Raw genomic sequence first — 24,094 nt, 5'->3', positions numbered from 1 at the left:
GACAGGCTCACCAAGAGGGCTACAGCTAGAGCGTGCCCTTGGTGCTGGGCACCCGGTCGGCGGCGCGCGGATCGATCTCCAGCGCGTCGCGCAGGGCGCGGGCTACCGCCTTGAACATCGACTCGGCCAGATGGTGGTTGTTGTCGAAATAGAAGTTCTCGATGTGGAGCGTGATGCCGGCATTGATAGCCAGCGCCTGGAAGAACTCGCGGAAGAGCTCGGTGTCGATCTCGCCAATCTTGCCCTGAGAGAACTCGGCCTTGAAGACGAGGAAGGCGCGGCCCGAGACGTCGACGGCGGCGCGGGTTAGCGTGCCGTCCATCGGAAGGTCGCAGGAGGCATAGCGGCGAATGCCCTTCTTGTCGCCGATCGCCTCACGGATTGCCTGGCCCAGCGCAATGCCGACGTCTTCCACCGTGTGGTGGAAGTCGATGTGAAGGTCGCCCTTGCAGGAGATGTCCATGTCGATCAGCGAATGGCGCGAGAGCTGGTCGAGCATGTGGTCGAAAAAACCGACGCCGGTGGCCATCTTGTGCGCGCCGGTGCCGTCGAGATCGATCGCGACCGCGATCTCGGTCTCGTTGGTCTTGCGGGCAATAGTAGCTTTGCGCATGGCGGTCTCCGGAAAGTCGGCGGCTCCCTAGCAGATAGGCATGGCCGCGTGAAGATTGGGTTAGGGGCGAGGTGGTGCAGTCGTCCTTCCCTCCCCCTTGAGGGGAGGGATCGAGGGTGGGGGTTCTGAACACGCCCATACACCGAGTTTTTGGAGGCCGCAGAACCCCCACCCCAACCCCTCCCCTCAAGGGGGAGGGGCTTTGGCGCAGCGGCTGTGGCGACATTGCAATCCCCCCAACCGCTCCTAAATAGTACTCAACAGTTCGGAGTACCTCCCCCTATGAGTGATAGTGCATTTCCCGGCTGGCACGGAACGACGATCGTGTCCGTGCGCCGTGGCAACAAGGTCGTGGTGGCTGGCGATGGCCAGGTCTCCATGGGCCAGACAGTAATGAAGCATGGCGCCAAAAAGGTCCGACGCCTGGCGGGCGGCAAGGTGATCGGCGGCTTCGCCGGCTCCACCGCTGACGCCTTTACCCTGTTCGAGCGGCTCGAAGCCAAGCTCGAACAATATCCCGACCAGCTGATGCGCGCCGCCGTCGAACTCGCCAAGGACTGGCGTACCGACCGCTACCTGCGCAAGCTCGAAGCCATGATGATCGTGGCCGACAAGACCGACACCCTGGTGCTGACCGGCAATGGCGACGTCCTGACTCCCGACCATGGCGTGATCGCGATCGGCTCGGGCGGCAACTATGCCCATTCGGCCGCGCTGGCCCTGCACCAGGCCACCGACCTCGATGCCGAGGACGTCGCCCGCCGCGCCATGAAGATCGCCGAGGAAATCTGCGTCTACACCAATGGCAATGTGACCGTCGAAACCATTGAGATCGACGGGTGAGCTACGCGATCCGGCGGCTGACAGGGGCAGATGCCGATGCCTATCGCCTGGTCCGGCTGGAAGCCCTGCGCGATCATCCGGAAAGCTATGGCAGTTCGGCCAAAAGCTTCGCCCAGACCGGCCGAGCCGACAATGCCGCGCTGCTCGACCGCATGGCCTTCTTCGGCGCCTTTGCCGATGGGCAGCTGGGCGGCATCGTTGCCTTCGGCCAGACCGAGGGTGAGCGGCAAAAGCATATCGGCTGGGTCTACCAGGTCTATGTCGCCCCGCGTCTGCGCGGCACGGGCGCGGCCCTGGCGCTGATGGAAGCGGTCGTGGACCACGCCCGTGGGCATGTCCTGCAGCTGCATCTGGGCGTCGGCGCGCATAACGCGCCCGCCATCCGGCTCTACGAAAAGGCCGGCTTCCAGATCTACGGGACCGAACCGCGGTCCCTCTACGTGAACGGTCGCTATATCGACGAACACATGATGGTGCGCTTTCTCGACGAGGCACCAGGAAAGACGGAACATGACTGAGACCAATTTCTCCCCGCGCGAGATCGTCAGCGAACTCGACCGCAACATTGTGGGCCAGAACGACGCCAAGCGCGCCGTGGCCGTGGCTTTGCGCAACCGCTGGCGCCGCCAGCAGCTGCCGCCCGAATTGCGCCGCGAGGTTTCTCCCAAGAACATTTTGATGATCGGGCCGACCGGCGTCGGCAAGACCGAGATCTCGCGCCGCCTGGCGCGTCTGGCCCAGGCGCCCTTCATCAAGGTGGAAGCCACCAAGTTCACCGAAGTGGGCTATGTCGGCCGCGACGTGGAACAGATCATCCGCGACCTGGTCGAGGCCGGTATCGCCGTCCTGCGCGACAAGCGCCGCGCCGATGTGCAGGCGCAGGCTCATGCCAATGCCGAGAACCGCGTGCTTGACGCGCTGGTGGGCACGTCCGCCACGCCGTCGACCCGCGACTCGTTCCGCAAGAAGCTCCGCAACAACGAGCTGGACGACAGCGAGATCGAGCTTGAGATGCAGCCCTCGGCCAATACCGGTGGGTTCGAAATCCCCGGCATGCCCAATGGTGGCATCGGCATGATCAACCTGTCCGACATGTTCAAGCAGGCGATGGGCGGACGCGGCGTCAAGCGCAAGATCAAGGTCAAGGACGCTTATGAGCCGCTGATCGCCGAAGAGGCCGACAAGCTCCTGGACCAGGAACAGCTTAAGAGTGAAGCCATCGAGCTGGTAGAAAACCACGGCATCGTCTTTATCGACGAGATCGACAAGGTGGCCCACCGCGAAGGCGGCGCCCAGGGCGGCCCGTCGCGCGAGGGCGTGCAGCGCGATCTCCTGCCGTTGATCGAAGGCACGACGGTTTCGACCAAATATGGTCCGGTCAAGACCGACCATATCTTGTTCATCGCCTCCGGCGCCTTCCATGTCAGCAAGCCTTCAGACCTCTTGCCCGAACTCCAGGGCCGCCTGCCGATCCGGGTGGAGCTCAAGGCCCTGACGCGCGAGGATTTCATCCGCATCCTCAACGACACCGATGCCAGCCTCATCAAGCAATATGTGGCGCTGATGGGCACCGAGGGCGTAACGCTGGACTTCACCCAGGACGCCATCGAGGCGATTGCCGACGCGGCGGTGCGGGTTAACAGTTCGGTGGAAAATATCGGCGCCCGGCGCCTGCAGACGGTGATGGAGCGGCTGGTGGAAGACATCAGCTTCGACGCGCCCGACAAGCAGGGCCAGACCATCCGCATCGACGCGCAGTTCGTCGCCGAGAAGGTGGGCGAGCTGAGCAAGGATACGGACTTGAGCAAGTTCGTGCTGTAGGCGCTAAGCCTTCAGTCGTCTCCCTCCCCCTTGCGGGGAGGGATCAAGGGTGGGGGTTTGGAAGCCACGATATCGGGGCTAAACTACACCCCCTCCCAACCTCCCCCGTCGAGGGGGAGGTGCCGCTTTGTGAGTGCGGCCACCTTAAGCTTTCTTCCGCCCGCTCCGCCTGACCAGCTCATCGTGCAGGAAGCGCAGGTCCTCCACCTCCAGCTTGCCGATATCGGCGGCCAGGCGATTGCTGAGCTCGGTGGCTTCGGGGACGAGGCCGCCGGTATCGATCGTGACCTTGGGATCGCTGATGTCGGCCAGGCGCTGCAGTTCCTCGGCTTCGTCCCAAATGACGTTGAAGAAGGCGATGATGCGGTGGAGGAGAAACCCCGTGGGCCGGCCGCGTTTGCCGTGCTCCAGCGCCGAAAGATAGGCGCTCGAGACGTTGAGCGCCGCCGCCATTTCCTTGAGTGAGACGCCGCGCTGTTCGCGCAATTCACGGATCTTGGCGCCAAGCGGGGTCATGCGCGCCTCAGGCGGACATACCACGCCCCCTCGCCGCCATGGCCGCGCGAAGCGACGCTCCAGCCCGAAATCATTGGCGACAGCGACGGCTCGTTGAGCCAGATCGGCAGCATGGTTCGCAGGATCCCGCGCTCGGTCATGGCGGCGATGTAGTCGCTGTCGGTCTTGGCACCCTTGCCGGTGATGACCAGCACGGTGCGGTCGCCGCGGGCAAAGCGCGCATGGATGAAGCGATGGAGCGCCGCCCGCGCCTCGACCTGGGTCATGCCATGAAGGTCGATGCGGCCATCGATCTCGATGCGGCCACGGCCGACCTTTTTTCGAATGGCGGGGTCCACCGCCTTGTCCTGCATGGCAGCGGGCGGCAGGGGCGCCTGGTAGGGGGGCAGAAAGGGCTGGCGCGGGGGCTTCCTGCCCGGCGGCGCCTTGTTCGGCGCGGGTTCGGGCTCGCTGGGCGGCAGGGGCAAGGGCCCGGCGGCCATCTTCAGGAGCTTCTTGCGCCGCAGCGGATCCACCGTGGCGGCCACGGTGGTCCACAGGTGGAAGTCGTGCGGCAGGCGCTTGAAGTCACGCTTGGACATAAGGGTGCCGCAACCGGTTCGGGGATCAGTCGAGCTGGCTGGTGGTCACAACCTTCCAGTTGGGATCGCGCGACTTGGGATTGCGGGCAAAGGTCCATTCATCGGCAATGAACTGCACCTGGTCGGCATTGCCTTCCACCAGCGTGCCATCCTTGTCGCGCGTGGCCGACACCACCTCGGCCTGGAAGCGCACCGTCACCAGGACGTTCTTCTTGTCGTATTCGGCGTCGGTGATCTCGATCTTGGGCAGGCCGACAAAGGTGAAGTCGACAGTCTGGCCGAGGCCCTCGCGCTCGCTGATGGCGCGGTGGAAGCCGTCATAGACCTCCTTGTCGAGGAGGTTCTTGAGCGTCTGCCGGTCGCCCGAGGCATAGCCAGTAACGATCATCTCATAGGCCTGCTTGGCGCCTTCAAGGAAGCTCTTGGGGGTGAAGGTCGGGTCGGCCTCGGCCACTGCCTTCAGCCCCGAAGCGAGAGTGTCGTTGCCCTTGGAGAATTGTTCGATCTCGGCCTCTACCTTGCGGGCACGGTATTCGTTGTCGGCGTCAGCAACGGGAGCCGCGGGCCGCGAGCGCAGCGGCACCACCGTTTCCTCGGTTGCCGCCTGGGGCCTGCGCCGCTCGACCGGCGGCCGTTCGTGGCCCGTGCGGGTCCCCAGGACGGAGCGCAGGCGGAAAAGGACAAAGATGGCGACGCCGATGACGATGAGGGTGGGCAGATCGAAGAATTCATCCATTGGGCATTGCACCTTGGCGAGGGCGCCGGAAAATCGACGCGACGACGCTCGTTGAGCGACTGGTTTGACCTATATATAGGGAAAGCCTCACCCCGAAACCAGTTCACGATGGGGGCAAGAGGCGTTTTGTCCTAGTGGCACAAAGGAATACACCTTGGCACGCTTGCTCGCCTTCGGCCTCATCGCCCTGCCCATCATCGAAATCGCCATCTTCATCAAGGTGGGGCAGACCATCGGCCTCCTGCCCACCTTGGCCTTGATCATCGGCGCGGCGCTGCTGGGGGGCCTGGTGCTGCGCCAGCAGGGCCTGGCAGTGCTGGGCCAGCTGCGCGGCAATATCAGCGCCGGGCGCATGCCGGCCCGCGACATTGCCGACGCAATGATGATCGGCGTCGCGGCGCTGTGCCTGGTCCTGCCGGGCTTTCTGAGCGACATTGTTGCCTTGGCCCTGCTGCTGCCGCCGGTGCGCAGCTGGATCTATGGCAACCTTGCCAAGCGCGTTACGGTGGTCAGCACCACGAGCACCACCTATCGCCGGCACGATCCGGCGGCGGGCCGGATCAGCGGCACCATCGATCTGGACGATGACGACTACCGCCCGCGCTAGGCCCGAGCCTTGTCGCTCCGGCGCAAAGATGCTAGCCAGCCCACAAGAAATGCCTCGCAAAGGACGATACTCCCATGGCTGACGACACCCAGGACAGCGCTGCGCCGCAGGCTGCCAATCCGCCCTCGATGAACTTGGTCGGCCAGTATATCCGCGACCTCAGCTTCGAGAATCCGGGCGCACCCGGCTCGATCATGGCCGGCGGCGGCAATCCCGCTTTCAACGTCTCGATCTCGGTCGGCGTCAAGAAGCAGTCCGACGACATGTATGCCGTCGAACTGACGCTCAACGCCAAGGCCAACCGCGCCGAAACGGTGCTGTTCAATGTCGAGCTGGTTTATGGCGGCGTGTTCCGCGTCAAGAACGTGCCCGACATGCAGCTCAGCCAACTGCTGATGATCGAGTGCCCGCGCCTGATCTTCCCGTTCGCGCGCCAGGTCCTGGCCAGCGTTACCCAGCAGGGCGGCTTCCCGCCGCTGATGATGGAGCCGGTGGATTTCGCCGCGATCTATCGCCAGAACCTGCAAAAGCTCGCCGCCCAGCAGGGCACCGCCTCTCCCGGCGCTGCCTCGGCCGAGCCGGAAAAGCTCAACTAGTTGAGGCGACAGAGCCCCGGGAGACCGGGGCTCTTTTTACGTGGATTTCACCCACCGCGTCATCCTGCCCGACACACGACGTCGTTCCCGCAGGCGGGAATCCACCTTTCGTGAGGCGAAGGAGATTCCTGCTTTCGCGGGAATGACGCTGTGGACGTGACGGAGTTCCGGGAGGGCTACTCGGCCGCTTCTGCCACTGTGTACTGCGCCCAGATCGCCTCACCGCCCATCTTGGCAACCAAGGCCGCATGCGCTGCCGCCTCGGCATCGGTCAGGCGCGGGCGGAGCGGCACGGGACGCGGGGCGACCGGAATGCGCGTCGCGAGACCTGCCGCACCCGACACCTGCGTCTCGGCAATCAGCGCCAGGCTCACCTGCTTGCCACCCAGCAGCTCGAGATAGACTTCGGCCAGAATCTCGCTGTCGAGCAGGGCGCCATGGAGCGTGCGGCGGGAATTGTCGATGCCGTAGTGCTTGCAAAGCGCATCGAGGCTGACGCGGGCGCCGGGATGCTTTTCGCGGGCGAGCATCACTGTATCGAGCACCGGGTTGGTCAGCCGCGGCTTGCCGGCCTTTTCCAGTTCGGCATTGAGAAATCCCATGTCGAAGGGTGCGTTGTGGATAACCAGCTGGGCATCGCCGATGAAGTTGCGGAAGTCGTCGGCAACGGCGCTGAACAGCGGCTTGTCGGCCAAAAACTCGTCGCTCAACCCATGGACGCGAAACGCCTCTTCCGGCATCGAGCGCTGGGGGTTGATATAGACGTGGTAGTGCCGCCCGGACGGGATGTGGTTGATCAGCTCGACGCAGCCGATCTCGACCAGCCGGTCGCCCTGCTGGGGCGAGAGGCCGGTGGTTTCGGTATCGAGCACGATCTCGCGGTTCACTGTCGGGGGCCTTTGGCTCGGATGCTGTCTACCAGGGCGCCAACCATTTCCGCGATTGTCTCCGGCGGCTCGCCGGTGTCGAAGAGATAGGTGGCGCGCGCCTTCTTGTCGGCCTGTGGCATCTGCCGGGCAAGGATGGCGTCGAGCTTTTCCACATTCATGCCGGGCCGGGCCAGGGCCCGCTGGCGCTGCGTCGCTTCATCGACCCAGGTGACGGCCACGGCATCGAAGCCATAGTCGTGGCCGTTTTCAAACAGCAGCGGCACTTCGACGACCGCCAGCGCATGCCCCGCCCGCTCGGCTTCAGCGAGAAATTCTGCGATATGTCCTCGCACCAACGGGTGAACGATGGCCTCGAGCCGCTTGAAGCCCGTTGGATCCTCCGCCAGCCGCTGCGACAGCACGGTGCGGTCGATATGGCCATCGCGGGTGACGCCGGGGAAAGCCGCCTCCACGGGAGCCACGGCCTCGCCGCGATAGAGTTCGGCCACCGCCTCGTCGGCTGAGAGAACCGGCACATCGAGATCGGCAAAGGCCTTCAGCACCGTAGATTTGCCCGTGGCGATCGAGCCGGTTATGCCGATCCGCCACATCCTAGTGATCCAGCGTCGCTTCGATGCACTGGCGCAGGGCGGGCCTGACACTTGGCTTGACACCAAACCAAGCCTCGAACCCCGGAACCGCCTGATGCAGCAGCATGCCCAGGCCGTCCACGGTCTTCAAGCCATAGCGCGCCGCATCGATCAGCAGTGGCGTCTGGAGTGGGGTATAGACGATATCGGTCACAAGCGCCGTTTGGGGCAGCAGCCCCATGTCCAGCCAGTCGAAGCGACCGCCATGCATGCCCACCGAACTGGTATTGACCACAAGGCCCGCCCTCGCGGCCAAGGCGGGAAAGGCGTCAAAGCCATGCGCTTCGAACGGGCCCTCGATCTGGCTGACCATCGCTTCGGCATTGCCCAGGGTGCGATTGAGCACATGGATGCAGCCAACACCCCGTTCGCGCAGCGCCACCAGCACGGCCCGTGCGGCGCCGCCGGCCCCGATCACCAAAGCTTCTTCAAGCTGTTCCGGCCAACCGGGCGCCTCGGCGTCGAGATTGCCCAGAAAACCCAGATAGTCGCTGTTGCGTCCGAGCACCCGGCCGTTCTCGACCACCAGCGTATTCACCGCGCCAATGGTTTGCGCCAGCGGATCGACCGCGTCGCACAGCGCGAACACTGCCTCCTTGTGCGGGATGGTGACATTGCCGCCGGCAAACTCTCCCCGCCGGAGCCGCTCGAAAAAGGCCGGGAGCTCACCCGGCGCCACATCGACCGCCTCGTAGCTGCCATCGATGCCATGCTCCTTGAGCCAGGTGCCGTGGATCAGCGGGGAGCGGGAATGGTTGATCGGATGACCGATCACAAAGGCCTTCGTGGTCACTGAAGCGTCTCGGGGGCAAAACTGCGCAAGGCGGCGAGGAGGGGCAGCACTGGCAGGCCCAGAATGGTGAAATAGTCGCCCGTCACCGTTTCGAACAAGCGGATGGAGGGGCCCTCCAGGCGGTAGGCACCCACAGAGCTCAGGATGTCGTTGCCCTCGCGGTCGAGCACGTCGTCGCGCTCGGCTTCGGTAAAGGCGCGCATGGTGAGCTCGGCACTCTGAAGGTCGGACCATATGAGCTCACCACCGCGGGCCAGCGCCACGCCGGCATGGAGGCGATGGGTCTTGCCGCGCAACTGGTCGAGCTGCGCCTCTGCGTCCTGGCGCGACAGGGGCTTGTGCAAAAGCACGGTGCCCAGGCTCAGCGTCTGGTCGGCACCGATCACCCAGGCGTCGGGATGGAGTGCGGAAACGGCCATGGCCTTGCGCTGGGCGAGGAGCAGGGCGACGTCGCGGCCATCGCCGCCGGCCGCAAGACTCGCCTCTTCGAGCTGGCGTTCGTCGAGCACGGCGGGTTCGGCGGAAAAGCGCAATCCGGCCTGCTGGAGCAAGGCTTTGCGCGTGGTGCTTTGGCTGGCAAGGATCAACATGGGCCCATGTTTTCCACACTGTCATCCCCAGCTCAAGCCCGGCTTGTGACAATGACTCATGACTTTGGCCGAGGCGCCGACTTGTTCGACTTGGTTAGCAAAAGATTAACAGCTCGACTCCGGCAAGGCGGCTGCGGGCCCTTGGGATAGCTCTGGGGAAAACCCTTGGTGGGCGATCTTGCTGCACCAAGCGCTTTTGCACATGCCGATTCGAATCGTTGACTCGGGAGTCGGCGCGTTAACGCCGCGTTAACTATTTCGGGTCAGCGGCTGCCGGACGTCGTCCACAGCAGGCATTAACCTCTCGTTTACCTCTGGCTGCGCCCTTCTGCCGCCGACGAGGTCATTGTGGACGGTCGTGAATTGGCTCAAAACACCGCAATGATAATACTGATACGAAGTAAGAAAGACTCTTTAGGGGTTTGGAAGGGAAGAAGGACGTGACCCACAAGCCTCTCTTGGCAACCGTTCTGGGCGAGAAGCAGGCCCGGCCACCCGTCTGGATCATGCGCCAGGCGGGCCGCTATCTTCCCGAGTACCGGGAGATCAGAACCAGGGCGAAGAACTTTCTTGATCTGTGCTATTCGCCGGATCTGGCGACCGAAGTAACGCTGCAGCCCCTGCGCCGGTTCGATCTCGACGCGGCAATCCTGTTCTCCGACATCCTGGTCATTCCCGATGCCCTGGGACAAAGCGTGCGCTTCGAACAGGGCGAGGGGCCGATCCTTGAGCCGGTGACGGTGGAAACCATCGCCGGGCTTGGGAAGGAGAGGGCGCCGCTCGATCACCTGGCGCCGGTGCTTGAAACGGTGCGTCGCCTGCGTGCGGCCCTGCCCGCCGAAAAGACGCTGATCGGCTTTTGCGGCTCTCCCTGGACGGTTGCGACCTATATGATCGGCGGCCGCGGTTCGTCGGACCAAGCCGCGGCGCGCCTCTTTGCCCTGCGCCACCCCGAGGCTTTCGCGAGGCTCATCGATGTGCTGGTCCAAACCAGCATCGAGTACCTGGTCGCCCAGTTCCAGGCCGGTGCCGATGTGGTGCAACTGTTTGAAAGCTGGGCGCTTAACCTCGATGACGAGGCCTTTGCTGCCCAAGTGATCGAGCCCAATCGCCGCATCGTCGAGGGTGTTCGGGCACGAATTCCCAACGCGCCGATCATCGGCTTTCCGCGCGGCGCGGCCGGCAACCTTGCGCGCTATGCCGCAGGGACCGGGGTCAACGCCCTGGGCCTCGACTATGCCACGCCGCTCGATTTTGCCGCCCAGCACCTGCCGGCGCAGCTTCCGGTTCAGGGCAATCTCGATCCCCTGCGCCTGGTGGCGGGGGGTGAACAGCTCGACCGGCGGATCGACGCCATCGTGTCCGCCTTTGCCGACCGGCCGCATATCTTCAATCTCGGCCATGGCATCGTTCCGGAAACCCCGATCGCGCATGTCGAGCAACTGGTCAGGCGGATCAAGAATGGCTAGTTCAGCCGCAACTGTTGAGGAGTTGGTCCCATGCAATGGGTCAAGGCGCTGCATATCATCTCGGTGATCGCCTGGATGGCGGGCATGCTCTATCTGCCGCGGCTGTTCGTCTACCATTCGGTGGCCGAGATCGGCTCGGCGCAGTCGGAAACCTTCAAGGTCATGGAGCGGCGGCTCCTCAAGGCGATCATCAATCCGGCGATGATCGCCACCTATATCTTCGGCATCTGGCTGGTGGTCGGGGGCTATGCCAGCCTGTCCGACGGTTGGCTCCATGCCAAGATCGCGCTGGTCCTGCTGCTTACCGCCTGTCATGGCATTCTGGCCAAACATACGCGCCTCTTTGCCGAGGACAGGAACACAAAGCCGCAGAAGTTCTTCCGCATCATCAACGAAGTGCCGACCGTGCTGATGATCCTCATCGTCATTCTGGTCGTGGTCAAACCCTTCTGAGCACCACGGTTTCACGTGAATCCGGGAGCTGAGACAGCCATTCGGGCTCAGCCCTCATGGCCTTCTCACCTAAAATCGCGCCGCTGCAGCGATTTTGCGCGTGGCGCCGGATCGAAGTCTTGAATCCGGCGCGGGATCGGGTTACATGGGCTTTAACGCATCCCAATCTCTGGCTGACCTCCCCGGTCGCCGCGCGGTGCCTACCCCTCCCAAATTATCGCCTTCCACGACGATCAAAGTTTCCCAATAGGGTTTCCCGCTACATGCAGAATATGAAGCTCAGCGAGCTCAAGGCCAAATCCCCGGCCGAACTCCTGGTGTTCGCTGAAGAACACGCGGTCGAAAACGCTTCGACCATGCGCAAACAGGAATTGATGTTTGCCATCCTCAAGGAACTGGCGGCCCAGGAGGTCGACATTACCGGCGAGGGCGTGGTCGAGGTCCTGCCCGATGGCTTCGGCTTCCTGCGCTCGCCCGACGCCAACTACCTGCCCGGTCCGGACGACATCTATGTCAGCCCCTCGCAGATACGTCGCTTTGGTCTGAGGACCGGCGATACGGTCGAAGGCCAGATCCGGTCTCCCAAGGATGGCGAGCGCTACTTCGCGCTGCTTAAAGTAAACACCATCAACTTCGAAGATCCCGAGGCGGTTCGCCACAAGGTCAACTTCGACAACCTGACCCCGCTCTATCCCGAAGAGCGCCTGCGGATGGAACTTCCGGATCCGACGCTCAAGGATCGTTCTGCCCGTCTGCTCGACCTGGTGGCGCCCCTTGGCAAGGGCCAGCGCGCCCTGATCGTTGCTCCGCCTCGTACTGGTAAAACGGTACTGTTGCAAAATATTGCACAGTCGATCGCGACCAATCACCCCGAATGCTACCTGATCGTCCTCCTCATCGACGAGCGCCCGGAAGAAGTGACCGACATGCAGCGCTCGGTGCGCGGCGAGGTGATCTCCTCTACCTTTGACGAACCGGCATCGCGCCACGTGCAGGTCGCCGAAATGGTGATCGAAAAGGCCAAGCGCCTGGTCGAGCACAAGCGCGACGTGGTCATTCTCCTCGACTCCATTACGCGCCTCGGCCGCGCCTACAACACTGTGGTGCCGAGCTCGGGCAAAGTGCTTACCGGTGGCGTGGACGCCAATGCCCTTCAACGCCCCAAGCGCTTCTTCGGTGCCGCCCGCAATATCGAAGATGGCGGCTCGCTGACCATCATCTCGACCGCGCTGATCGATACCGGATCGCGCATGGACGAGGTGATTTTCGAAGAGTTCAAGGGCACCGGCAACTCCGAAATCATCCTCGACCGCAAGGTCGCCGACAAGCGCATCTTCCCCGCGCTCGACATCACCAAGTCCGGCACCCGCAAGGAAGAGCTGCTGGTCGAGCCCGATATTCTCAAGAAGATGTATGTCCTGCGCCGTATCCTCAACCCGATGGGGACGATCGATGCCATGGAATTCCTGATGGACAAGGTCCGCCAGACCAAGACCAATTCAGACTTCTTCGACTCGATGAATACCTGAGTCATGGCCGGCCCGACGCACCAGTTCCGGCCGGCTTTTGTCGCCTGATCCATGCGGTCAGGCGATACCATTGTCGCCCTGTCCTCGGGCGCACCGCCATCAGGCGTAGCCGTTATCCGGCTCTCCGGTCCGAAGACCCGGGACATTCTTCAGGCTGTGACCGGCGTCCTTCCGGAGCCGCGGCTCCTGACCCTCCGTCAGATTGGCATCGATTCCGCGCTCGACCGTGGCCTCGTCGCATGGTTTCCCGCGCCCCGCAGCTTCACCGGCGAGGATTGCGCTGAGCTGCAGGTGCACGGTTCTCCCGCTGGCGTCCGGGCAATCCTGAAGCTCCTCGTCCAGCAGGGCGCTCGCCTGGCCGAAGCCGGTGAATTCACCCGGCGCGCCTTCGAGAACGGCAAGCTCGACCTCGTCGAAGTTGAAGGTCTTGGCGACCTGCTTGAGGCCGAAACCGAGAACCAGCGCCGCCAGGCGCTGGCACGGTTCGAGGGCGGGCTGACGCAACGTATCGACGACTGGCGCCACCAACTGCTAGACCTCCGCGCCGAGATCGAAGCACGGCTCGACTTTTCCGATGAAGGCGATGTGGACGAGGCGCTTCCTCAAAGCTTTGCTGCGGATCTGTCTCTCCTCAAGCAAGACCTGGATGCCGCCCTGGCTTCTGTTGAGCATGGACGGCTAGTCCGCGAAGGCATCCGTGTGGCTCTCGCCGGCGCGCCCAATGCAGGCAAGTCCAGTCTGCTCAATGCACTCGCAAAATCCGATATCGCCATCGTCACCGATGAAGCCGGCACGACCCGCGACGTCCGCGAGGTGCCGCTCGATCTGGACGGGCAACTCTTCATCCTCCTCGATCTGGCCGGCCTGCGCGAGACTGACAGCAAGGCTGAAGCCGAAGGTGTTCGCCGGGCCCGTACAGCTATTGAGCAGTCCGATATCGTCCTCTGGCTCCAGGCGCCCGATGTCGAAAGTGCGGAAGCGCCGCCACCGGGTGCCATCAGGATCGCCACGAAGGCCGACTTGGAGGCGACTGCGGATGCTGACCTCCGCCTCTCAGCCCAGACAGGCGAGGGTATTGGCCAACTGATGGCGCTCCTTAAGGAGCAGGGTACCGACCTGATGCAGGGCGAACCCTCCCTGCTGAGCCGGGAACGGGATCGCGCAGCGCTCCAAGGCGCAATAGAGGCTGTGGCGCGGGCAGAGGCACATCTTGCTTCGCCTGAACTGGCAGCGGAAAGCCTGAGAATCGCCTCGCAAGTACTGGAGCGTCTTGTCGGTCGGCTCGATGCCGAGCGCGTGCTTGACCGCCTGTTTGCGAGCTTCTGCATCGGAAAATGATTCACGTGAAACGTCGAGCCACCTACCCGTGAATTGATTCACGTGAAACATTGCCCTACACAGCCCGCCTGGAGCTGACATCATGACCGACTATGCTGTTATCGTTGTGGGCGGTGGCCATGCCGGCACTGAAGCCGCGGCCGCCGCGGCGCGCATTGGGGTTGCTACCGCGCTGGTAACCCATCGCTTCGCCACCATCGGCGAAATGAGCTGCAATCCCGCCATTGGTGGGTTGGGCAAGGGTCATCTGGTCCGCGAGATCGACGCTCTGGATGGTCTAATGGGCCGAGTTGCCGACCAGGCTGGCATCCAGTTTCGCGTCCTTAACCGCCGCAAGGGTCCGGCAGTTCGTGGTCCGCGCGCCCAAGCAGACCGTAAGCTCTACCGGCAGGCCATGCAGGATGCCATCACTTACCAGCCAAATCTCGACGTCATCGAAGGTGAGGTGGACGACCTTGAGGTGGAGAATGGCGCCGTCGTCGGCGTGCGTCTCCTGGACGGCCGCCGCATCGGTACCAAAGCCGTTGTCCTCACCACCGGCACCTTTCTGCGCGGCCTGATCCATCGCGGCGAGGAGACAACGCCCGCCGGCCGCTTGGGCGAGAAGCCGGTGCTGGGGCTCTCAATACGTCTTGAGCAGCTCGGGCTGCAGCTTGGGCGCTTGAAGACCGGAACGCCCGCGCGCCTCGACGCGACCAGCGTTGATTTTTCCGGCCTCGAAGAACAGCCGGGCGACAATCCGCCGGAGGCGTTCTCCGCGCTGACGCGTGCGATCACCACGCCGCAGGTCTCCTGCCACATCACCCGCACCACGGCGGGAACGCACCGCATCATCAGCGACAATCTTCATCGCTCCGCCATGTATTCGGGCCGCATCCAGAGCCGTGGCCCGCGCTACTGCCCTTCCATCGAAGACAAGGTCGTGCGCTTTGCCGATCGCGACAGCCACCAGATCTTCCTTGAGCCGGAAGGGCTGGATGATCAGACCATTTACCCGAACGGCCTGTCGACCTCGTTGCCCGCCGATGTGCAGGAGGCCTTCCTCCGCTCCATGCCGGGGCTCGAAAATGTCAGGATCATTCGTCCTGGTTACGCCATCGAATACGACTATGTCGATCCACGCGAGCTGCGGCCGACGCTCGAGGTGAAGCGGCAACCCGGCCTCTACCTGGCTGGCCAGATCAACGGTACCACCGGCTACGAGGAAGCGGGCGCGCAGGGGCTGCTGGCGGGCGCCAACGCTGCACTTGCGGCCTCTGGACAAGACCCGCTGATCCTTTCCCGCACCGAAAGCTATCTCGGCGTGATGGTGGACGACCTCGTCACGCGTGGCGTGTCCGAGCCATACCGCATGTTTACCTCACGCGCCGAGTTCCGGCTGCACCTGCGCGCAGACAATGCAGACCAGCGGCTGACGCCGCTCGGCATGGCGCACGGTCTTGTCGGCGAGGAGCGCCGCGAGTTGTTCAGCGACAAGGCCGCGGCGCTGACTGCCGGCCGTACCCTGCTGCACAGCCTGGTCACCACGCCAAGCGCTGCACGGAAGGCCGGCATTGCCGTGAACGAGGATGGCAAGGCCCGCTCGGCCTTCGATCTGCTGTCCTATCCCAACGTCGCTCCGCAAGAAATCAGCAAGCTGTGGCCAGAGGTCGGCGCTCTTGAAGCCCCGATCCTGGAGCAGCTGGTGGTTGACGCTCAGTACGCCGTCTACCTTGATCGGCAGAGGGACGACATCGAGGCAGTTCGCCGGGATGAGCACAAGGCCATTCCGGACGCCCTGGACTACCAGACGATCCCCGGCCTCTCCATGGAACTGCGGCAAAAGCTCAGTGCCTACCGCCCGCAGACCATTGCCCAGGCGCAGGCGATGGACGGCATGACTCCGGCGGCGCTGACGCTGATCCTTGCGGTGATCCGTCGCGGCGAGTTCGGCAAGGCGAGCTGATGGCCGACCATTCCGCTGTCGCGCGCTACGCCAACGACTTTGCCCGCCCGGTTGACGCCGTCGTCGCCGATCTGGAATCCTATGCTCAGTTGCTGCACAAGTGGCAGCCGGTGCAGAATCTTGTTTCACGTGAAACACTGCCAGATCTGTGGTCGCGTCACTTTGCCGATAGCCTGCAGGTGCTCAGTCTGCTCGGACCCGGCGACCAGTCATTCATCGATCTGGGTAGCGGCGGCGGCTTTCCCGCGCTGCCGTTGGCCATTGCACTCAAGGGTTCACCAGCACACTTCACGCTGATCGAGCCGAACGGTCGCAAGGTCAGTTTCCTACGGACCGTCGCGCGCGAACTGGGGTTGCTGGTCACTGTTGAAGGTGCGCGCAGCGATCAGGTTGATTCACGTGAAACACCAGCGCCGGACGTGATTACCTCCCGAGCCCTGGCGTCGCTGCCGCAACTATGTGCCTGGATGAAGCCGTTTTTCGCGCCCCACACCCGAGCGATTTTGCATAAGGGACGGGAACATGTTGAAGAACTGCGGGAAAGCGCTACGCGTTGGGACTTTGACGTGGTAGTTAAGAACAGTGATACCGACGCAAGCGGTGTCCTGCTCACGCTCACGAATTTGCGTGAGAAATCAGCGCGTTAGCGGCGACTAGCTGGAGGCGAAGCCTTGCCCCGAATCTTGACCCTGGCCAACCAAAAGGGTGGCGTCGGCAAAACCACCACCGCGATCAACCTTGCCACGGCCCTGGCGGCCATTGGTGAGCGCGTCCTTATCGTGGACCTCGATCCGCAGGGCAATGCCTCCACGGGCCTCGGCATTTCGCGCACCGATCGCGAAGTGTCGTCCTATGACCTCCTTGTCGGCGAGGCGACGGTCGCCGAATCGGCCATCATGACCTCGGTGCCCAACGTCGCCATCGTACCCTCGACCATGGACCTGCTCGGTGTGGAGCTGACCATTGCAGGGCAGGGGGACCGCGCCTTCAAGCTGCGCAATGCCTTCAAGCAGCTGCATGAGCTGACCATCAACGAGAAGCCGGTCAGCTATATCCTGATCGACTGCCCGCCTTCGCTGAACCTCCTGACCGTCAACTCGCTGGTAGCGGCCGATGCCGTACTGGTGCCGCTGCAGTGCGAGTTCTTTGCTCTTGAGGGCCTCAGCCAGCTGCTGCAGACCATCGAACAGATCCGCTCGACTCTCAACCCTAACCTCTCGATTCAGGGCGTGGTGATGACCATGTTCGACAAGCGCAACAATCTCAGCGAACAGGTGCTGGCGGACGTGCGCAGCGAAATGGGCGAGCTGGTCTATGATACCGTCATTCCCCGCAATGTCCGGCTGAGCGAGGCGCCGTCCTATGGCAAGCCGGCGCTGCTCTACGATCTCAAATGCGCCGGCAGCCAGGCCTATCTGCGGCTTGCCACCGAAGTTATCCGCCGTGAGCGCCAGCTCAACGCGGCGGCATAGGAGTTGTTGATGAACGACAAGCCCACACGACTTGGCCGCGGTCTGGCCGCGCTGATCGGTGACATGGCAACCGTCGAGGGCGCCCGCGTCACCGAATCGGGCGGCGTCAAGAAGCTCCCCGTCGAGTTCATCATGGCCAACCGCGCCAATCCGCGCCGGAGCTTCGATGAGGAGCAGCTCGAGGACCTGACCAATTCAATCCGCGAAAAGGGCGTGATGCAGCCGCTGCTCGTGCGCCCGAGCGACGATCCCAACATGTTCGAGCTGATCGCCGGCGAGCGCCGCTGGCGCGCCGCACAGCGGGCCGGGCTTCACGAAGTGCCGGTCATCGTGCGCGATGTCGATGACAAGGAAGCGCTTGAGCTCGCCATCATCGAGAACGTGCAGCGCGCCGATCTCAACCCGCTCGAAGAAGCCATGGGTTATGGCCAGCTGATCGAGCAGTTCGACTATACGCAGCAGGATCTGGCGCAGGTGATCGGCAAGAGCCGCTCGCATGTCGCCAATACGCTGCGCCTGCTCAAGCTACCCGAAGACGTGCGCAGCATGGTGGCCAGCGGCTCGCTGACCGCCGGCCATGCCCGCACCCTGATCACTGCCGAAGACCCCGCGCAGCTGGCGCGCCAGATCGTTTCGGGCGGCCTTTCCGTGCGTGAAGCGGAAGCGCTCAGCCAGCAACGCGACCTGCCGGTCAAGAAAAAGGCAGCCGAGCCGGCCATGCGCGATGCCGACACGGTGGCGCTGGAGCGCCGCCTGTCCGATGCCCTGGGGCTTTCGGTTTCGCTCGCCCATAGCGAACGCGGCGGGCGCCTCGAAATCCGCTACAAGACGCTGGAACAGCTCGACGGCATCTGCGTCAAGCTCACCGGCTACGCTAATTAGTTAGTGCGCCGCCGCCATCATGCAGATGGCGAGCAGCGCCCGGCGCAGCGTCGCTTCGGCCAGGGCCGGGCGGCGGCGGCTTTCAGCCGTGGCGTTGAGGATACGTTCGGAGGCAGCGGCGAGGGCCATGTCGGACCAGAGGCGCAGTTGCTGTTCCAACGTGGAAGCGCGTGAAAAATGCGGCCTGGGGCGGAGGCCCTCCAGCACCTGGCGCGGGCTCTTGCCGGCATCCACTTCAGTGCGCCAGCGCCGCAGGTTGGCGAAGTGGATCGTCGCCATGGCCAGGAGGCGCTGCGGGTCCACGGCCGATGACAGGGCGCGGTTGAGCGCCAGTTCCAGCCGTTCGGCATGACCGCTGCCCGCGGCATCGAGGATGGCGTCGATCACCAGCATGCCGTTGTCGGCGCACAGGAGCAGCACATCCTCGCGCGTCAGCACCTTGCTTGCGGCGGCGTAAAGCGTCAGCTTTTCGAGCTCGCGCCGGGTGATCTCGCGGTCATTGCCCAGAATTTCGCGCAGCGTCGTCACCACATCGCTGTCGACGCGAATGCCCTGCTTGTTGAAGCTCTCGCTGATCAGCGCCTGGAGGGTTTCATCGCTGTCGGGGAAGCAGGGCAGGGCCCGGCCGAGCTTGGCCGCCTCCACCAGTGCCCTGAGCGCATCCTTGGGCGTGAGATTGCCCGCTTCCAGCACGATGGCGGCACCCGCCGGATTGTCGCGCAGTTCGCTCAGCGGCATGACCAGCGACTTGCCGGCGCCACGCACCCGCACGATGCGCTTGCCGCCGAACAGGGAAATGGTCTTGGCTTCCACGGCGAGGATCGAGGGATCGGCGTCCACTTCCGAGCCGTCCAGCGTCACGACGCTGGCATAATCGGGATCATCGCCGCTGAGCTTGCGGATCAGCCGCTGCGCGGTTTCGCGCACCAGGCCGGCGTCGGGGCCATAGGCAAGGAATATGCCGGCATCGAGATCGGGGCGCGCCAGAAAGCGCGCTACTTCATGGGCCTTCAGTGCCGTCATTACCGGCTGAGCGCTGCCAGCACCGCCAGGCGGAGCGATTCGGCCACGGCCCTGGCCGCGCGTTCGCTGGCTTCGATTGCGGCCTCGGTGTTGGCGAGCACCTGGTTGCTGGTGGTGTATTGCGCCGTGGCTGTCCGTGTCAGCACCAGCGGCGGCGTGGTGGCACCCGGCTGCGCAATGGTCAGCGTGGCTGTCAAAGAGACGTCCACATTGTCCACCGCACCGGGCTTGGCCGTCATGGTGGTGACGCCGCTGCCGCCCGAGGCGACCGACACCGTCGCTACCTGCGCCGAGGGTAGGTCGGAGTTGCCCAGGCGGAGCGCCAGTTCCTGATAGATGATCTGCTCAAGCCGGCTGTTAGGCTTGCTGTAGTTGAGCGCCAGGTTTGTCTGGGCCGCGCGCGCGCCGCCATAGACCGGCTGGAAGCTACAGGCGCCGAGGGCGGCGCCTGTGCCCAGGAGAAGGGCGGCAAGGATGATGGCGCGCGAGCTTCTAGACCACGACATTCACAATCCTGTCCGGAACGATGACGATCTTTTTGGGCGACTTGCCGTCCAGCATGCGGGCAATCTCGTCCATTGACAAGACCAGCGCCTCCACGGCCTTGGCCTCCATGCCCTTGGAGACGGTGATCTCGCCGCGCCGCTTGCCATTGACCTGGATGGGCATTGTGACGGTGTCGTCGACGAGGAGGGCAGCGTCCACCGCCGGCCAGGGCGCATCAGCCACGAGCCCGCTCTTGCCGAGCGCTTCCCAGCAGGTTTCGGCCAGGTGGGGCATCATGGGTGCGATGAGCTGGATCAGCCGCTCCACGCCCTCGGCAAGCGCTGCAAGACGCTGCGCCGGCGCTGCCGAAACGAGGCCTGCGGCGCGTACCAGCGTATTGGTCAGCTCATAGATCTGCGCCACGGCGCGGTTGAAGCGCAGGCCCTCGATATCGGCACCGACATTGTGGACGGCGCGATGCACCGCCTTGCGCACGGCCAGCGCCTCGGCATCGTCCGTGCCACTGGCGCCATCGCCCTGCTTGAGCAGCTCCGCCGTCTCGCCCACCAGGCGCCAGACGCGCTGCTGGAAGCGGCTGGCGCCCTCGACGCCCGCTTCGGTCCACTGCACGTCGCGTTCCGGCGGCGAGTCCGAAAGCATGAACCAGCGCGCGGTGTCGGCGCCATAGGTGGCGACGATCTCGTCGGGATCGACCACGTTCTTCTTACTCTTGCTCATCTTTTCGATGGAGCCGATGGTGATCGGCTGCCCCGACTGGATATGCCTGGCGGTGCGCGTGTCGCCCGTGGTCTCGATCAGGATGTCGGCCGGCGCCACCCATTCGCCGGTGGGCGCCTTGTAGGTCTCGTGCGTCACCATGCCCTGGGTGAAGAGGCCCTTGAACGGCTCTTCATGGGACACGTGGCCGGTGGCCTTCATGGCGCGGGTGAAATAGCGCGAGTAGAGGAGGTGCAGAATGGCGTGCTCCACGCCCCCGATATACTGGTCCACCGGCAGCCAGCGATTGGCGACGTCCGGAATGGTCGGCGTCGCGGCATCGGGCGCGGTGAAGCGGGTATAGTACCAGGACGAATCGACAAATGTATCCATGGTGTCGGTTTCACGCCGCGCCGCGCCGCCACATTGCGGGCAGTTGATGCGCTTCCAGGTGGGGTGGTGGTCGAGTGCATTGCCGGGCTTGTCGAAACTCACGTCCTCGGGCAGCACGACGGGCAGGTCCTTCTTGGGCACGGGAATGGTGCCGCAGACCTCGCAATGGATCACAGGAATGGGGCAACCCCAATAGCGCTGGCGCGACACGCCCCAGTCGCGCAGGCGGTACTGCGTCTGTGCGCGACCCCAGCCATTGGCCTCAAACAGCGCCAGCGTCTGGTCCATGGCTTCCTGGACGGTCAGCTCGGCACCCGTTTCGCCAAACCACTGCACATAGCGCACCGTCTGTGTCTTGGGGGGCGAATAGGCCTCGTCGGCGACACCCTCGTCGCTGTCGAGCGGCTTGTAGACGTCGATCACCGGCAGGCCGTATTTGCGGGCGAAGTCGAGGTCGCGCTGGTCATGCGCGGGGCAGCCGATGATGGCGCCGGTACCATAATCCATGAGAACGAAGTTGGCGATAAAGAGCGGCAGCTCCCAGTTGGGATCGGCCGGGTGCGTTACCTTCAGCCCGGTGTCGAAGCCAAGCTTTTCCGCCGTTTCCAGCGCTTCGGCCGACGTGCCGGTCTGCTGGCAGAGCTTGTTAAAGGCGGCGATTTCCGCATTGCCTTCGGCCAGGGCCTTGGCCAGCGGGTGGTCGGCGGCGATGGCGGCAAAGGTCGGACCGCGCATGGTGTCGGGGCGGGTGGTATAGACCGGCAGCCGTTCAAAACCCTGCGGCGCGCCATTGACGCCGAAGTCGAAGGCCAGCCCCTGCGACTTGCCGATCCAGTTGCGCTGCATGACGCGCACCTTTTCCGGCCATTCGGTCAGCCCGTCCAGACCGGCCAGCAGCTCTTCGGCCATGTCGGAAATCTTGAAGAACCACTGCGTCAGTTCGCGCTGTTCCACCACGGCACCGGAGCGCCAGCCGCGGCCGTCGACCACCTGCTCGTTGGCCAGCACGGTCATGTCGACCGGGTCCCAATTGACCTTGCTCTGCTTTCGCGTGACGAGACCGGCTTCCATCATGTCGATGAACATCGACTGCTGGTGCTGGTAATATTCGGGCTCGCACGTGGCGATTTCGCGCGTCCAGTCGATGGCCAGGCCCATCGACTTGAGCTGCGCTTTCATGGCGGCGATGTTCTGCCGAGTCCAGGTGCCGGGATGGGTCTTGCGTTCGATCGCCGCATTTTCCGCGGGCAGGCCAAAGGCGTCCCAGCCCATGGGATGGAGCACGTTCTTGCCCCGGGCGCGCTGGTAGCGGGCCACGACATCGCCCATGGCATAGTTGCGCACATGGCCCATATGAATGCGTCCCGAAGGGTAGGGGAACATCTCGAGGACATAGTAGGGCTCGCGCGGATCATCGTTGCGGCTCACAAAGCTCTGGTTCTCGTCCCAGACCTTTTGCCACCGGGGTTCCATTTCGCGCGGATTGTAGCGTTCGCCGCTCACTGTTTCGTCCTTGGGTGATTTGCCGCCAAGCGGCGCCAAGGCGGCGCACAGCTTGCGTTTATGGGGGATTTTGGCTACCGGACCATCACCAGAAATCCCCGCCAAGGTCAACAGCAACAGGGCGAAAGCATGGACGCCGCCGCAGAGCGACTTGCCGAAATCAAGGGGCGGATCGCCGCCGCGCAGCGCCGCTTCGGCCCGCCGCCAGAGCGGGTGGAACTGGTCGCCGTGTCCAAGACCTTTGGCACCGAAGCGATCGAGCCATTCCTTCAGGCGGGGCAGCGCGTCTTCGGCGAAAACCGCGTGCAGGAGGCCAAGGAGAAGTGGCCGGCTTTGCGCGAGCGTTATCCTGACCTGTCGCTCCACCTGATCGGGCCGCTGCAGACCAACAAGGCCCGTGAGGCCGTGGCGCTGTTCGACGTCATCGAAACCGTTGATCGCGACAAGCTGGCGGCGGTGCTCAGCAGCGAGATGCAGCGGGCAGGGCGGATGCTGCCCTGCTTTGTCCAGATTAATATCGGCCTCGAGCCGCAAAAAGCCGGCATCGAGCCGGTCGAAGCCGCAGCCTTTGTCGAGCGCTGCCGCACCGAACATGGGCTCTCGGTCTCCGGGCTGATGTGCATCCCGCCAGACGGCGTGCCGCCGGGGCCCTATTTTGCGCAGATGGTGGCTCTAGGCCGGGAGGCGAAGGTGGAACACCTCTCCATGGGCATGAGCGGCGATTTCGAAACGGCTATCGCCATGGGAGCCAGCTTTGTGCGTGTCGGCTCGGCGCTGTTCGGTTATCGGCCGCCAAACACCCCCGCCTGATCAGTATTTCCACGCGACGCGGCGGCTTGGTGCAACTTCCGGCGCAAACCGTCGTTGCTTCAGCGACATGGCGGCATGGCCCCAAACCAGGCGCATCGGGTGGCGCGGCCCGTGCCGCGAAAGGACTGGAGACAACAATGAACAAGCGACGCATCCTCCTGGTGGACGACGACGCTGATCTGCGCCAGACCCTGGTCGAGCAGCTGGAAACCCATCCCGAGTTCGAGATCATCGAGGCGGGCAGCGCCAACGATGCGCTCAAGGCGACGCGCGCCAACAATGTCGACCTGATGATCCTCGATGTGGGCCTGCCCGACATGGATGGCCGCGAGGCGGTCAAGGTCCTGCGCTCGGAGGGCTTCAAGAGCCCCATCTTGATGCTGACGGGCCATGACAGCGATGCCGACCAGATCCAGGGGCTCGAATCAGGCGCCAACGACTACCTTACCAAGCCTTTCCGCTTCCCGGTGCTCCTGGCGCGCATCAATGCCGCCCTGCGCCAGCACGATCAGAGCGAGGATGTGGTCTTCACCATCGGCCCCTATAGCTTCCAGCCCTCGGCCAAGCTGCTCGAGGCCAATGACGGCAACAAGGTCCGCCTGACCGACAAGGAAACGTCTATTCTCAAGTTCCTCTACCGGCAGGGCCCCAAGACCATCACCCGCGACATCCTCCTCAAGGAGGTATGGGGCTACAACAACCGCGTCACCACCCACACGCTTGAAACCCATATCTACCGGCTGCGGCAGAAGATCGAGCGCGACCCGTCCAATGCCCGTCTCCTCGTCACCGAGGATGGCGGCTATCGCCTGGTGCCGTAAAGCCGGATCCCTGTCGCAAAATCTGGTACAAAGCGCCC

At 63.9% G+C, this 24,094-nt stretch carries 25 protein-coding genes and 1 pseudogene; 15 read left to right on the top strand and 11 right to left on the bottom strand.

The features are described 5' to 3' along the window. Positions 1–25: 25 nt before the first annotated feature. Entirely contained in the window at positions 26–613 is a 588-nt protein-coding gene (gene hisB / locus VIL88_RS09485; RefSeq protein ID WP_331988116.1) for an imidazoleglycerol-phosphate dehydratase HisB, read from the bottom strand. 282 nt (positions 614–895) lie between these two features. On the opposite strand from hisB, the gene hslV reads away from it, so the two are divergent. From hslV to hslU, 3 genes are read left to right on the top strand one after another with little or no spacing between them, the layout of a single operon-like run. Then, positions 896–1,456, top strand: coding sequence for an ATP-dependent protease subunit HslV (gene hslV, locus VIL88_RS09480; protein ID WP_331988114.1), 561 nt, complete (start codon positions 896–898; stop codon positions 1,454–1,456). Beyond that, the gene (locus VIL88_RS09475; protein ID WP_331988112.1) at positions 1,453–1,974 is read left to right on the top strand and encodes a GNAT family N-acetyltransferase; all 522 of its coding nucleotides are present in this window, start codon (positions 1,453–1,455) and stop codon (positions 1,972–1,974) included. Before hslV ends, VIL88_RS09475 begins: the two co-directional genes overlap by 4 nt. Next, positions 1,967–3,277: an ATP-dependent protease ATPase subunit HslU gene (hslU, locus tag VIL88_RS09470; protein WP_331988110.1), complete on the top strand. Its 1,311-nt coding sequence runs from the start codon at positions 1,967–1,969 to the stop codon at positions 3,275–3,277. The genes VIL88_RS09475 and hslU overlap by 8 nt, the downstream gene beginning before the upstream one ends. Before the next feature lie 144 nt (positions 3,278–3,421). Here hslU and VIL88_RS09465 read toward each other — a convergent pair whose 3' ends face one another. The 3 genes from VIL88_RS09465 to VIL88_RS09455 are packed head-to-tail and all read right to left on the bottom strand — an operon-like array spanning position 3,422 to position 5,110. After that, positions 3,422–3,793, bottom strand: a complete 372-nt coding sequence (locus VIL88_RS09465; protein ID WP_331988108.1) for a helix-turn-helix transcriptional regulator — start codon at positions 3,791–3,793, stop codon at positions 3,422–3,424. Beyond that, a complete protein-coding gene (locus VIL88_RS09460; protein ID WP_331988106.1) occupies positions 3,790–4,374 on the bottom strand; it encodes a Smr/MutS family protein in 585 nt (194 codons plus the stop codon). Before VIL88_RS09460 ends, VIL88_RS09465 begins: the two co-directional genes overlap by 4 nt. Positions 4,375–4,399: 25 nt before the next feature. Beyond that, entirely contained in the window at positions 4,400–5,110 is a 711-nt protein-coding gene (locus tag VIL88_RS09455; RefSeq protein WP_331988104.1) for a Tim44/TimA family putative adaptor protein, read from the bottom strand. Between the two features lie 220 nt (positions 5,111–5,330). Here VIL88_RS09455 and VIL88_RS18110 point away from each other — a divergent pair. Further along, positions 5,331–5,546, top strand: a pseudogene (locus VIL88_RS18110) (FxsA family protein); the annotation flags it as partial. Positions 5,547–5,791: 245 nt separating this feature from the next. After that, entirely contained in the window at positions 5,792–6,313 is a 522-nt protein-coding gene (gene secB, locus VIL88_RS09445) for a protein-export chaperone SecB (protein WP_331988100.1), read from the top strand. Between the two features lie 176 nt (positions 6,314–6,489). Here secB and dnaQ read toward each other — a convergent pair whose 3' ends face one another. Genes dnaQ through VIL88_RS09425 form a run of 4 tightly spaced genes read right to left on the bottom strand, consistent with a single transcriptional unit; the run spans position 6,490 to position 9,215 of the window. After that, complete coding sequence (gene dnaQ, locus VIL88_RS09440) at positions 6,490–7,200, bottom strand: DNA polymerase III subunit epsilon (RefSeq protein WP_331988098.1); 711 nt, start codon at positions 7,198–7,200, stop codon at positions 6,490–6,492. Beyond that, on the bottom strand, positions 7,197–7,793 hold the full coding sequence (gene coaE / locus VIL88_RS09435; RefSeq protein ID WP_331988096.1) for a dephospho-CoA kinase: 597 nt from the start codon (positions 7,791–7,793) through the stop codon (positions 7,197–7,199). The genes dnaQ and coaE overlap by 4 nt, the downstream gene beginning before the upstream one ends. A gap of 1 nt (position 7,794) precedes the next feature. Then, positions 7,795–8,625, bottom strand: coding sequence for a shikimate dehydrogenase (locus VIL88_RS09430; protein ID WP_331988094.1), 831 nt, complete (start codon positions 8,623–8,625; stop codon positions 7,795–7,797). Further along, positions 8,622–9,215 (bottom strand): Maf family protein, encoded by a 594-nt coding sequence (locus VIL88_RS09425; RefSeq protein ID WP_331988092.1) that lies wholly within the window; start codon positions 9,213–9,215, stop codon positions 8,622–8,624. The genes VIL88_RS09430 and VIL88_RS09425 overlap by 4 nt, the downstream gene beginning before the upstream one ends. Positions 9,216–9,655: 440 nt before the next feature. Here VIL88_RS09425 and hemE point away from each other — a divergent pair, with 440 nt between their 5' ends. The 8 genes from hemE to VIL88_RS09385 all read left to right on the top strand — a co-directional run bounded on the left by hemE (position 9,656) and on the right by VIL88_RS09385 (position 18,303). Next, on the top strand, positions 9,656–10,684 hold the full coding sequence (gene hemE / locus VIL88_RS09420; RefSeq protein WP_331988090.1) for a uroporphyrinogen decarboxylase: 1,029 nt from the start codon (positions 9,656–9,658) through the stop codon (positions 10,682–10,684). Between the two features lie 30 nt (positions 10,685–10,714). Next, on the top strand, positions 10,715–11,137 hold the full coding sequence (hemJ, locus tag VIL88_RS09415; RefSeq protein ID WP_331988088.1) for a protoporphyrinogen oxidase HemJ: 423 nt from the start codon (positions 10,715–10,717) through the stop codon (positions 11,135–11,137). A 263-nt stretch (positions 11,138–11,400) separates the two neighbouring features. Further along, entirely contained in the window at positions 11,401–12,666 is a 1,266-nt protein-coding gene (rho, locus tag VIL88_RS09410) for a transcription termination factor Rho (RefSeq protein WP_331988086.1), read from the top strand. 51 nt (positions 12,667–12,717) lie between these two features. Beyond that, entirely contained in the window at positions 12,718–14,004 is a 1,287-nt protein-coding gene (mnmE, locus tag VIL88_RS09405) for a tRNA uridine-5-carboxymethylaminomethyl(34) synthesis GTPase MnmE (RefSeq protein ID WP_331988084.1), read from the top strand. A gap of 82 nt (positions 14,005–14,086) precedes the next feature. Beyond that, a complete protein-coding gene (gene mnmG, locus VIL88_RS09400) occupies positions 14,087–15,949 on the top strand; it encodes a tRNA uridine-5-carboxymethylaminomethyl(34) synthesis enzyme MnmG (RefSeq protein ID WP_331988082.1) in 1,863 nt (620 codons plus the stop codon). After that, positions 15,949–16,596 (top strand): 16S rRNA (guanine(527)-N(7))-methyltransferase RsmG, encoded by a 648-nt coding sequence (gene rsmG, locus VIL88_RS09395; RefSeq protein WP_331988080.1) that lies wholly within the window; start codon positions 15,949–15,951, stop codon positions 16,594–16,596. The genes mnmG and rsmG overlap by 1 nt, the downstream gene beginning before the upstream one ends. Positions 16,597–16,620: 24 nt before the next feature. After that, entirely contained in the window at positions 16,621–17,421 is an 801-nt protein-coding gene (locus VIL88_RS09390; RefSeq protein WP_331988078.1) for a ParA family protein, read from the top strand. A 9-nt stretch (positions 17,422–17,430) separates the two neighbouring features. Then, positions 17,431–18,303, top strand: coding sequence for a ParB/RepB/Spo0J family partition protein (locus tag VIL88_RS09385; protein ID WP_331988076.1), 873 nt, complete (start codon positions 17,431–17,433; stop codon positions 18,301–18,303). Here the strand turns inward: VIL88_RS09385 and holA are convergent, their stop codons facing one another. Genes holA through leuS form a run of 3 tightly spaced genes read right to left on the bottom strand, consistent with a single transcriptional unit; the run spans position 18,304 to position 22,425 of the window. After that, positions 18,304–19,326, bottom strand: coding sequence for a DNA polymerase III subunit delta (holA, locus tag VIL88_RS09380; protein ID WP_331988074.1), 1,023 nt, complete (start codon positions 19,324–19,326; stop codon positions 18,304–18,306). Continuing rightward, a complete protein-coding gene (locus VIL88_RS09375; protein ID WP_331988072.1) occupies positions 19,326–19,832 on the bottom strand; it encodes a hypothetical protein in 507 nt (168 codons plus the stop codon). The genes holA and VIL88_RS09375 overlap by 1 nt, the downstream gene beginning before the upstream one ends. Beyond that, positions 19,819–22,425 carry a leucine--tRNA ligase gene (gene leuS, locus VIL88_RS09370; RefSeq protein WP_331988069.1) on the bottom strand — a complete coding sequence of 869 codons (2,607 nt, stop codon included), beginning with the start codon at positions 22,423–22,425 and terminating at the stop codon, positions 19,819–19,821. The genes VIL88_RS09375 and leuS overlap by 14 nt, the downstream gene beginning before the upstream one ends. A gap of 129 nt (positions 22,426–22,554) precedes the next feature. Here leuS and VIL88_RS09365 point away from each other — a divergent pair, with 129 nt between their 5' ends. Both VIL88_RS09365 and VIL88_RS09360 read left to right on the top strand, forming a co-directional pair. After that, positions 22,555–23,235, top strand: coding sequence for a YggS family pyridoxal phosphate-dependent enzyme (locus VIL88_RS09365; protein WP_331988067.1), 681 nt, complete (start codon positions 22,555–22,557; stop codon positions 23,233–23,235). A gap of 137 nt (positions 23,236–23,372) precedes the next feature. Further along, positions 23,373–24,056 carry a response regulator transcription factor gene (locus tag VIL88_RS09360; RefSeq protein WP_331988065.1) on the top strand — a complete coding sequence of 228 codons (684 nt, stop codon included), beginning with the start codon at positions 23,373–23,375 and terminating at the stop codon, positions 24,054–24,056. Positions 24,057–24,094 lie beyond the last annotated feature (38 nt).

The organism is Devosia sp., from assembly GCF_036563435.1.
GTDB lineage: Bacteria > Pseudomonadota > Alphaproteobacteria > Rhizobiales > Devosiaceae > Devosia.
The sequence above is the reverse complement of the archived record's forward strand: the minus strand, read 5'-3'. Positions and strand labels throughout refer to the sequence as shown.

Coding starts and splice junctions, on each gene's coding strand:
- hisB (WP_331988116.1), bottom strand. CDS start 613: ATGCGCAAAGCTACTATTGCCCGCAAGACCAACGAGACCGAGATCGCG.
- hslV (WP_331988114.1), top strand. CDS start 896: ATGAGTGATAGTGCATTTCCCGGCTGGCACGGAACGACGATCGTGTCC.
- hslU (WP_331988110.1), top strand. CDS start 1,967: ATGACTGAGACCAATTTCTCCCCGCGCGAGATCGTCAGCGAACTCGAC.
- VIL88_RS09465 (WP_331988108.1), bottom strand. CDS start 3,793: ATGACCCCGCTTGGCGCCAAGATCCGTGAATTGCGCGAACAGCGCGGC.
- VIL88_RS09460 (WP_331988106.1), bottom strand. CDS start 4,374: ATGTCCAAGCGTGACTTCAAGCGCCTGCCGCACGACTTCCACCTGTGG.
- VIL88_RS09455 (WP_331988104.1), bottom strand. CDS start 5,110: ATGGATGAATTCTTCGATCTGCCCACCCTCATCGTCATCGGCGTCGCC.
- secB (WP_331988100.1), top strand. CDS start 5,792: ATGGCTGACGACACCCAGGACAGCGCTGCGCCGCAGGCTGCCAATCCG.
- coaE (WP_331988096.1), bottom strand. CDS start 7,793: ATGTGGCGGATCGGCATAACCGGCTCGATCGCCACGGGCAAATCTACG.
- VIL88_RS09425 (WP_331988092.1), bottom strand. CDS start 9,215: ATGTTGATCCTTGCCAGCCAAAGCACCACGCGCAAAGCCTTGCTCCAG.
- hemJ (WP_331988088.1), top strand. CDS start 10,715: ATGCAATGGGTCAAGGCGCTGCATATCATCTCGGTGATCGCCTGGATG.
- rho (WP_331988086.1), top strand. CDS start 11,401: ATGCAGAATATGAAGCTCAGCGAGCTCAAGGCCAAATCCCCGGCCGAA.
- mnmE (WP_331988084.1), top strand. CDS start 12,718: ATGCGGTCAGGCGATACCATTGTCGCCCTGTCCTCGGGCGCACCGCCA.
- mnmG (WP_331988082.1), top strand. CDS start 14,087: ATGACCGACTATGCTGTTATCGTTGTGGGCGGTGGCCATGCCGGCACT.
- rsmG (WP_331988080.1), top strand. CDS start 15,949: ATGGCCGACCATTCCGCTGTCGCGCGCTACGCCAACGACTTTGCCCGC.
- VIL88_RS09385 (WP_331988076.1), top strand. CDS start 17,431: ATGAACGACAAGCCCACACGACTTGGCCGCGGTCTGGCCGCGCTGATC.
- holA (WP_331988074.1), bottom strand. CDS start 19,326: ATGACGGCACTGAAGGCCCATGAAGTAGCGCGCTTTCTGGCGCGCCCC.
- VIL88_RS09375 (WP_331988072.1), bottom strand. CDS start 19,832: ATGTCGTGGTCTAGAAGCTCGCGCGCCATCATCCTTGCCGCCCTTCTC.
- VIL88_RS09365 (WP_331988067.1), top strand. CDS start 22,555: ATGGACGCCGCCGCAGAGCGACTTGCCGAAATCAAGGGGCGGATCGCC.
- VIL88_RS09360 (WP_331988065.1), top strand. CDS start 23,373: ATGAACAAGCGACGCATCCTCCTGGTGGACGACGACGCTGATCTGCGC.